The organism is Okeania sp. SIO3B5 (genome assembly GCF_010692555.1).
Classification (GTDB): Bacteria; Cyanobacteriota; Cyanobacteriia; order Cyanobacteriales; family Microcoleaceae; genus Okeania.
Genome location: NZ_JAAHHG010000413.1, coordinates 430 through 9,167 on the forward strand (window position 1 = coordinate 430; position 8,738 = coordinate 9,167).

Below are 8,738 nucleotides of genomic sequence, written 5' to 3' on the forward strand. Positions count from 1 at the left end.
AAATTATATATATAGGACTTACGCAGATACGCTATATATAGTACTTGTAACTATTGTCCAATAGTTACTGGACTCTATACATAGTGTCTTTGCGTAAGTCCTGATATATTAGCTATTTTAGCCTTTTGATGTATTTCCCTTGCTCTGTATGCTTTTCAGCTATTTTTGCCCTCAAAAATATCAAATTCCCGATATTTAATCTTTTTTTCTACTCTTATAGAAACCATTTGGAATATTAGCCCGCAGTACGAGTTTTTGGCAAAGGAAGACAGAGTCAGGAGCTAGAGAAATATAATATGAGAAAAAGGTAGAAATTTGCCTCCATAAATTATATATATAGGACTTACGCAGATACGCTATATATAGTACTTGTAACTATTGTCCAATAGTTACTGGACTCTATACATAGTGTCTTTGCGTAAGTCCTGATATATTAGCTATTTTAGCCTTTTGATGTATTTCCCTTGCTCTGTATGCTTTTCAGCTATTTTTGCCCTCAAAAATATCAAATTCCCGATATTTAATCTTTTTTTCTACTCTTATAGAAACCATTTGGAATATTAGCCCGCAGTACGAGTTTTTGGCAAAGGAGGACAGAGTCAGGAGCTAGAGAAATATAATATGAGAAAAAGGTAGAAATTTGCCTCCATCTCCCCACATTCCCCTCCTGGGAGAGGGAGGGGCGAGGGGTGGGTACCAACACTCCTCACACTCCCCAAACTCCCTGCTCCCTTTCAGTGAACTATTATTCCTCAAATTGCAAAAGGTCTTTGACAAATTCTTGATCGAGAATCTTTTTAGGTCTTAATACTAGCAAAACCCGTCCCAGTAATGGTACGTTAGGTAATTCATCAAAGCACTGCATCTCTATCTTCCCAGCTTGGTCTATGATAAAATAACCATCCTCATCCCATTCACGTTGAGACCTATCAATAATTAACAAAACTTCTTCAGTTGCTCCAGATATTGGAGTAGGCAAGCGATCGCTATTTTCAATAACTGCCACAGGATCTTCTGCTTGCATGACAACTCGCCATCCAGGTATTCCTACCCAAGCACCTGTTCCACCAGCAAATTTTACTATTCCATGAGATCCTACCTCTTCAACTATAGGTACAGCTTTTAAATCCTCCGTGTTAAGTGGTAATTTTCCCACCACTGGTAAAACACGGGGCAATTCTTCTTCTGACTCCATTCGATAAATTGGCAAACGAGGTGCTGGTCTCTGAGAAACAATAGTAAAATCAGTTAGTAATTGTTCAAGTTGTTTTCTGGCAGTTTGAGAATCAGCTAATTTAAGACCTTTGGCAATCAGACGAGACCGTTGTTGTAAGTCATTTTGCTGCCTAGCTAGTTTCCAACATTGATAAGCTACTATATCTCCAGGGCGATCGGAAAATCCTTCTGGTATAGTTTTCATCCGAGCAAATTCCTTCATGGCCTTTGCTAAGTCTTTAGCATCATCAACATCAAGATTATGCTCAACTATAAACTCAGTTGCTATAACTCTTTGCTCTTGAGTTAAAATTCTCAATTCGTAAAGAATATCACTACCCGATCTCTCAAAGCGTGATAAAAAATCTTTTCCACTTTGCGACTGCAAATTTTTTTCGGTTTTGGCATTGACAATACTGGTATATACTTGAGATCCTACTATCACCTGATTTTGCTGTACAGGTTCAAATCCTGTTGCTTCAAATATTTGCTGAGAAGTATATCCAGCTTTTTGTAGTTTTGCACAAGCTTGTCCCCATTCTACCCAATTACTTTCTTTGCGACGTAGCAAACCAATTAAGTTTTCTATCTCTACTGGGTTTGTTGATTTTTCTTGAGAGTTGGGGGAATTTTCTGGTGTTTCGATCATAGTTGAGGGCGCACTTTTTTGTTTTAAATAATATGGATAAACCTTTGACCATGTTACCGAAAAATTGGGTTTAAAGCCTCGCCCTTGTAGGGCGACTTTTTATTTTAGTATGCAAGTGAATTGAATATATGCTACAGTGTTATTAGTTGCCGGGGGGCACTCGGAAACTCGTGCGCGGACGTGGAGGGAAGCGTTAGACTACCGTCAAGGAAGTAGCACCCTGTGTTAGCGACAGCTATGCGAAGCAAAACGTCAACCCGCCGAGAAGCTACGGCTCAGTAGGAATCTCCGCGCCTTCAGGCCGGAGAGGATGTCAAATGACATACTCCCACACTATAGCGTCAGCTTAGTGTGGGCTTCTCGTTTCCCAGTCCTGCCACTGCATCGGACTCCACGAGCTTTAAGGACGGGATGCCCCGCCGCCCTATTTTTTATATCTATTGCCGCATTTCCTAGGTCATGCTGCGCAAACAAGTCGCGGTTCATGACTATACCGCAGTGTGGACAAGAATGAATTCTTTGAGATAATTCTTTCGGGACTTTTTCACCGCAATTCGAGCAATCTTGGCTGGTATTTTGAGGATTCACAGCTATAGTTTTCACCTCCAGCATTTCCAGCTTTGACAGTCAAAATAGTTAGGAATTGTCCCCCAAATCGCATCATTAATTGATTTACTCAAACGGCTCTTTGCTAGCCCTTTAATATTTAAGTTTGCCTCCGGCACGCCGCTCCGCGTCTACATGGGCGATAACTTTAGCTTTTAATAACAATTCATTGGCTGTTTTGAAATGAAAATCTTTACGTTTATCGGCTACTGCTTGGTGCGCGTTCCGCAAGCGAGCTGTCGTCGTCACGGGGTCACATCCGCTTTTTTATGTTGTTTAGCTACAGCTAGAAGAGCTTTTAACCATCTTTTGCTGCCTTTATTTTTACGAGATAAACGTTTTTGTAGAGTCTTTAATCGCTTTAATCGCTTCTGAGATGAGCGATAATATTGAGGAATTAGAACCGATTCTCCTTCACTTGTTACCAAGAAGTTTTTCAGCCCCATATCGATTCCCAGAGTATTTTCTGTTGTCGGTTCGACATCAGGGAAATAGGGAACCGATGTTCAATTCCGTAACGGTTTTAACCAGAGGTAATTATCCATTATCCATTAATGAACGCCGAATAATTAATCATTAATAATGATTAATTATTAATTAAATAATTCAGCTAATTCCGCCTCCCCTTTCAAGGGGAAAATAAAGAAATAATATTTCCTTATGTTCAATTCCGTAACGGTTAAAACCAGAGGTAATTATCCATTATCCATTATCCATTATCCATTATCCATTATCCATTATCCATTATCCATTATCCATTATCCATTAATGAACGCCGATTCATCTGGTCGGCAAATCAGAGATTATGGCGCGAGGCTTCTCGACGATTTAGCTAAAAATATATCAGCTAGAGATACAAGGCCATAAGTTAATTTATTTCAGGACTTACGCAAAGACACTATGTATAGAGTCCAGTAACTATTGTCCAATAGTTACAAGTACTATATATAGCGTATCTGCGTAAGTCCTATATTTCTAAGGTTTTGCTTGAATGCTGACAAATTTTACAGCGCTTTTCAAATTGATGAACCACATCGTCATAACCAAAACCCAGTAGGGACGTTGCATACAACGTCCCTACTGTGCTCTACTGAAATGAAAACCGCTGTAAGATAGACAGTTTTTAGATGATAATATAGTTCAACAAAGTAGTATTTCATCTCAACGTTGCTTGGAGAGCAGCCCTCTCCGTTTCAGAAGCATCGGGAGGATGTCAAGGATAATGCCTAGTCACAAAACAACGCCACAATCTGTTAATATTATGGCACTTAGTGGACATTAAACAAATTGCTTCTTATGGGATTTGGGCTTTTCCGATTTGGGTTTAAACTATTGTTGACATAAATTAATATTTCAAAGTGTGGGGAAGATGTCGAAAATTGAATTAGTATTGTCTTATACAAATTCCCAAAAGTAATACTGTACTGGGCTGAAACTTCAGTTATCAAGTAATTAACACGGGTTTAATAACTTATTTCCTAATTATTTAGCTAGTTAATGCTAATTATTCTGATGTTTGTCTCTCCCCCACTCCCCTACTCCCTTACTCCCCTACTGAAGAAAGTGTAGAAGAGTTGTTGAGAAATGGTATTATTTCGGGGTTACAATTGCAGAGGTTTGTTTGAATGGAAGCAATTCCTCAACAGTTAGATAGCATAAAAAGCCAACTGATGAGCTTAAATAGAAGAAAAAAGCCTAAAATGCTAGTGGTAGATGATGAACCAGATAACCTGGACTTGCTCTACCGTACCTTCAGACGAGATTTTAGCGTACTTAAAGCTGAAAGTGGAATTCAGGCTTTAGAAATTTTGGCATCAGAGGGAGAGGTGGCTGTCATTATCTCCGATCAACGAATGCCAGAAATGAAGGGTACAGAATTTTTAAGTAAAACATTGCCCCAGTTTCCTAATACTATCAGAATTATTCTGACAGGATTTACTGATATTGAAGATTTGGTGGAAGCAATTAATTCTGGACAAGTATATAAGTATATTACTAAGCCTTGGGACCCTAATGAACTAAAAAAAGTTGTACAAAAGGCAGCAAATACTTATGAACTTTTGAATCAACGTACTAAAGAATTGCTGAAAGCTCAAAATCAATTGGAATTGTTGAGCAATTTGGTTCATATCTCTCAAAATTCTGAGACTATAGAGCAAGCTTTAGAGGAAATTGCGTCTGTCCACAGAAAGGCTTTTTCTTGTGACTTATGTATTTTGCAATTGATTGAGGATAATGCTCTAACTTCAATTGAAGGAGTTAGTAGTAGTTTGGGTAAGGTGGACAATTGGTTGGCTGATGATCCTCTGGCAATTGAAGCGATCGCCTCTCAAAAATTACAAGCAGTTCTTGATGTCTCAGCAGATACTGAGCTTTCTAATGCGACAAATTATCAAACTTTAGGAATAAATACTCATATTATTATTCCAATTTCCTATCGGCAAAAACTTATGGCCTTGATATCCTTACAATGGCAAAAACCAAGTAAAGTACGTCCAGAAGAACTTGATACAATTAATATCTGTACTCAACTACTGGCATTGGCTTTGAATAGTTTTGCATAGCTTAAATCATACTATAAGCTTTACTTATAAGTGATTGAGTAGGCCAAATATTTATATTCCGATAAATTTACTTTCCTAGTTCCGCTTCTCTCTACAGCTCTAGTGACATACTCCCACACTAAGCTTGCGCTATAGTGTGGGCTTCTCGTTTCGTAGTCCTGCCAGTGCATCGGACTCCACGAGCTTTAAGAACGGGATGCCCCGCCGCCCTATTTTTTATATTTATTGCTGCATTCAAGTCGCGGTCTATTACAATACCACAGTATGGGCAAGAATGAGTTCGTATGTTTAATTCTTTCGGAACTTTTGTACCGCAATTCGAGCAATCTTGGCTGGTATTTTGAGGATTCACTGCTATGGTTTTCACCTCCAGCATTTCCGGCTTTGACAGCAAGAATAGACAGGAATTGTCCCCCAAATCGCATCATTAATTGATTTACTCAATCGGGTTTTTGTTAGCCCTTTAATATTATTGAGGCTACTCTTTAAGCTATTTAAGCTATTCTTTAATTATAATATATTTTTTTTTGACTACGGATTAAAATCCTTCGGGTTGTTTCCATCCAGCCGTTAAAACTAGCTAATTTCCCACTTACAGAAATTCTACGATGATTGATAACTCCACAGAGGTTCAGGCCATATTTAACAGGATTGCCCCAGTTTATGACCAACTTAATGATACACTAAGTCTAGGACTACATAAAATCTGGAAGCAAATGGCTGTCATGTGGAGCGAAGCTAATGATGGGGATACCTGTTTGGATTTATGTTGTGGTAGTGGAGATTTGGCTTGGATGTTGGCCAAATGTGCGGGCAGTAGAGGTCTAGTGTATGGAGTAGATTTTTCTGTAGAACAATTGGTGATCGCTCGTAACCGCAGATCGCCTTTATGTAGTCAGATTAGTCCTATTAATTGGGTAGAAGCAGATGCTTTGAATTTGCCCTTTGCAGAGAATTATTTCGATTGTGCTACTATGGGATATGGTCTGCGTAATGTCCTAGATATTCCTCGTTGTTTACAAGAGTTATATCGAGTCCTCAAACCTAATTCTCAGGCAGCCATTCTTGATATGCACCGTCCGAGTGCTTCTTTAGTAAGAAGTTTTCAACAGTGGTATCTGGATACAGTTGTAGTTCCTGTGGCTCGTAATTTGGATCTAACTCAGGAATACGCTTATATTAGTCCAAGTCTGACTAAATTTCCCACCGGGCAAGAACAAGAGGTGATTGCATATCAAGCAGGATTTGTCAATGCTAAACATTACCCTATTGCTGGCGGTATGATGGGAATATTGGTAATTACAAAATAATTTTTTAAACTTAGAGGGTGTGTAACGATACGCTTACCATCTTCTGGAATAATAGTCGGTTTAACTGTCACGATTCTTTACCTAAATAACATGGGAGCATGAAAGCCATCGTCTTTTAAGCGATGGATGAAAAGCGAGGAGTCGGATTAAAATCCGATGTATTTTATTTGACCGAAAAGCCACGTTGAAGCCCCCCGTGTTTTAACCTATGCTTTATAAACATCTTTCTTAACATAAAACTTGACAAAAAGAGTCAAGTGTGGATTCTTGCCGGAATCGCCTCTGGCCTCTAAAATCACAGATATGGAAAAATGGATATTGAAAGAGCTAGGAAGAACAGACCTAGGAGACAAAAGAAGAACCAAGAGGTTCATGGAAATTGTCTCTAATTTAAGCAATTCACCGGAAGCGACAGTGCCAACGGCAAGTGGAACCTGGGCAGCCACAAAGGCCACATATGATTTTTGGGATTCGCCATACATCAAACTATCAATGATTAAACAAGGACACATAGAGGCGACCCAGAGGCGAATTTCTCAACATCAACAAGTAGTATTGGCAATACAAGATACAACAGAACTCAACTATTGCATTGCAAAAAGCACTGTCTGGAGCCGGATATCTTGACAGCAAATATGCCAGAGGATTAAAAGTGCATTCAGTCTTGAGCGTCAGTAGCAAGGGATTGCCACTGGGCATACTCCATCAGTATGTTTGGGCAAGAGAATTAGAAAAATTGGGAAAAGCAGAGGAACGAAAAAAAAGAGCCACGGCACAAAAAGAAAGTCAAAGATGGCTGGATGCTTTAACCAAAAGCGAAGAGCTAATACCGGAATCAACATGCATTTGTAACAATTGCAGACCGAGAAGGGGATTTTTATGATTTATTTGCTTGTGGTCGTCGCCTCAATTCAGAGTTTCTGATTCGAGCGAGTCAAAATAGGTGTTTAGACTGTGGTGAGAAGTTATGGTCAGCAGTAGAATCTACTTCCAGCCAAGGTCAAATGAAAGTAGAGGTCAAACGCAATCCTACTAGAGAAGCCAGAAGAGCTAGCTTAAACATTCGTTATACTACTGTTGCTATTCAAGCACCTCACAATAGAGCTAAAAAAGAACAATTAGCGCCTCAAGAGTTACAAGCAATTTTAGTCACTGAAGAAGATGCACCACCAGAAGTGGAACCGATTCAATGGTTACTGTTGACAACCTTAAAGATTAATTCCATCGAAGATGTGGAGCAATATGTACGATGGTACAGTTATCGTTGGCTAATTGAACGCTACCACTATGTATTAAAAAGTGGTTGTCGCCTGGAGCAGTTACAACTGAAAACAGCTCAACGATTAGAAATGGCCTTGGCAACTTATAGTATAGTTGCTTGGCGTTTACTCTGGCTTACTTATTTGGCTCGCCATTGTCCTGATGTTAGTTGTGAAGAGGTTTTAGAATCTCATGAATGGCAAGCACTTTATGCCACGATACATAAACAAATTTATCCTGAGCACAAACCACCAACCCTGTCACAAGTAGTGCGTTGGATTGCACAATTAGGTGGCTTTTTAGGCCGAAAAGGTGATGGTGAACCAGGAGTTAAAGTTCTCTGGCGTGGACTAAGACGATTGGATGATATTTCAGAAACTTGGCACTTTTGTCAAGAACTTGAACATCACGCTCGCCAACATTGATGGTGCTGATTAGATTGGTTGAGCTATCTATAGTGCAGGGGTGTATGATTTGCCACAAGTACCATGGAGTATTTATAGGGGGAGAGCGCCGAAATGAAGATTAGCGATCGCACCTCTATACACACTTAACTCTTTTTGTCAATTTAGGGCGATTGCACTCCTATGCACACTTGACTCTTTTTGTCAAGTTTTATGTTAAGAAAGATGTTTATAAAGCATAGGTGTTTTAACCGGGGGATGAAAACAACCGAGTCATTTAGACTAGACAACTAAAGTGGTCCTGTGTTATTATTACTCAGGGGTAAGCTATCCAAGCACCATTTCAAATGTACTCTTGTCAGCAAGTTTTAGTAGGTAAAAATCCCGAATTAATTGCTATTTTAACATTCTTGTGTGAACAGTCTCACAAGCTTACTAACATGGGAATATATTATGGTCGGCAATTATTTTTTAAGTCTCACAAAACTCTGGGCAAGTTTGAATTGGAAAAGGTCTACAAAAAGAACAATCACTATAAAGTTCTACATTCACAAGCAGCACAACAAATATTGAGAACTGTAACTGAATCATTTAGGTCTTATTATGGTCTTATTATTGCCTATAGTTCAGGAAAAATCTCAGAAAGACCAAGGATTCCTAAATACAGAAAAAAAGGAGGAATGGCTACAGTTAGTTACCCGGCTCAAGCATTAAAACTTAAAGGTAATCA

At 39.1% G+C, this 8,738-nt stretch carries 8 protein-coding genes and 2 pseudogenes; 5 read left to right on the forward strand and 5 right to left on the reverse strand.

The window, feature by feature from the left end; translation table 11 throughout:
• Positions 1–745: 745 nt before the first annotated feature.
• The 4 genes from F6K54_RS33785 to F6K54_RS43355 form a co-directional block, all read right to left on the reverse strand.
• Entirely contained in the window at positions 746–1,864 is a 1,119-nt protein-coding gene (locus tag F6K54_RS33785) for a RuBisCO accumulation factor 1 (protein ID WP_293087906.1), read from the reverse strand.
• Between the two features lie 333 nt (positions 1,865–2,197).
• A complete protein-coding gene (locus tag F6K54_RS43345; RefSeq protein ID WP_366558304.1) occupies positions 2,198–2,476 on the reverse strand; it encodes a zinc ribbon domain-containing protein in 279 nt (92 codons plus the stop codon).
• A gap of 87 nt (positions 2,477–2,563) precedes the next feature.
• Positions 2,564–2,701: a hypothetical protein gene (locus F6K54_RS43350; RefSeq protein WP_366558305.1), complete on the reverse strand. Its 138-nt coding sequence runs from the start codon at positions 2,699–2,701 to the stop codon at positions 2,564–2,566.
• Between the two features lie 14 nt (positions 2,702–2,715).
• Positions 2,716–2,916 carry a hypothetical protein gene (locus tag F6K54_RS43355; protein WP_366558306.1) on the reverse strand — a complete coding sequence of 67 codons (201 nt, stop codon included), beginning with the start codon at positions 2,914–2,916 and terminating at the stop codon, positions 2,716–2,718.
• Between the two features lie 214 nt (positions 2,917–3,130).
• Between F6K54_RS43355 and F6K54_RS33795 the strand changes: the two genes are divergently transcribed.
• Positions 3,131–3,337 (forward strand): hypothetical protein, encoded by a 207-nt coding sequence (locus F6K54_RS33795; RefSeq protein ID WP_293087908.1) that lies wholly within the window; start codon positions 3,131–3,133, stop codon positions 3,335–3,337.
• 758 nt (positions 3,338–4,095) lie between these two features.
• Positions 4,096–5,034, forward strand: a complete 939-nt coding sequence (locus F6K54_RS33800; RefSeq protein ID WP_293087910.1) for a response regulator — start codon at positions 4,096–4,098, stop codon at positions 5,032–5,034.
• A gap of 118 nt (positions 5,035–5,152) precedes the next feature.
• On the opposite strand, the gene F6K54_RS33805 is transcribed toward F6K54_RS33800, so the two are convergent.
• Complete coding sequence (locus F6K54_RS33805; RefSeq protein WP_366558307.1) at positions 5,153–5,401, reverse strand: transposase; 249 nt, start codon at positions 5,399–5,401, stop codon at positions 5,153–5,155.
• A gap of 241 nt (positions 5,402–5,642) precedes the next feature.
• Between F6K54_RS33805 and ubiE the strand changes: the two genes are divergently transcribed.
• The 3 genes and pseudogenes from ubiE to F6K54_RS33820 form a co-directional block, all read left to right on the forward strand.
• A complete protein-coding gene (gene ubiE, locus F6K54_RS33810; RefSeq protein ID WP_293087912.1) occupies positions 5,643–6,344 on the forward strand; it encodes a bifunctional demethylmenaquinone methyltransferase/2-methoxy-6-polyprenyl-1,4-benzoquinol methylase UbiE in 702 nt (233 codons plus the stop codon).
• A gap of 303 nt (positions 6,345–6,647) precedes the next feature.
• Positions 6,648–8,029 (forward strand): annotated as a pseudogene (locus F6K54_RS33815) (IS4 family transposase).
• A gap of 326 nt (positions 8,030–8,355) precedes the next feature.
• Positions 8,356–8,738: pseudogene (locus F6K54_RS33820) on the forward strand (RNA-guided endonuclease TnpB family protein); the annotation flags it as partial.

Bases quoted from the DNA above. Each gene is read 5' to 3' on its own strand.
- F6K54_RS33785 (WP_293087906.1), bottom strand. From the start codon at position 1,864: ATGATCGAAACACCAGAAAATTCCCCCAACTCTCAAGAAAAATCAACA.
- F6K54_RS43345 (WP_366558304.1), bottom strand. From the start codon at position 2,476: ATGCTGGAGGTGAAAACTATAGCTGTGAATCCTCAAAATACCAGCCAA.
- F6K54_RS43355 (WP_366558306.1), bottom strand. From the start codon at position 2,916: ATGGGGCTGAAAAACTTCTTGGTAACAAGTGAAGGAGAATCGGTTCTA.
- F6K54_RS33795 (WP_293087908.1), top strand. From the start codon at position 3,131: ATGTTCAATTCCGTAACGGTTAAAACCAGAGGTAATTATCCATTATCC.
- F6K54_RS33800 (WP_293087910.1), top strand. From the start codon at position 4,096: ATGGAAGCAATTCCTCAACAGTTAGATAGCATAAAAAGCCAACTGATG.
- ubiE (WP_293087912.1), top strand. From the start codon at position 5,643: ATGATTGATAACTCCACAGAGGTTCAGGCCATATTTAACAGGATTGCC.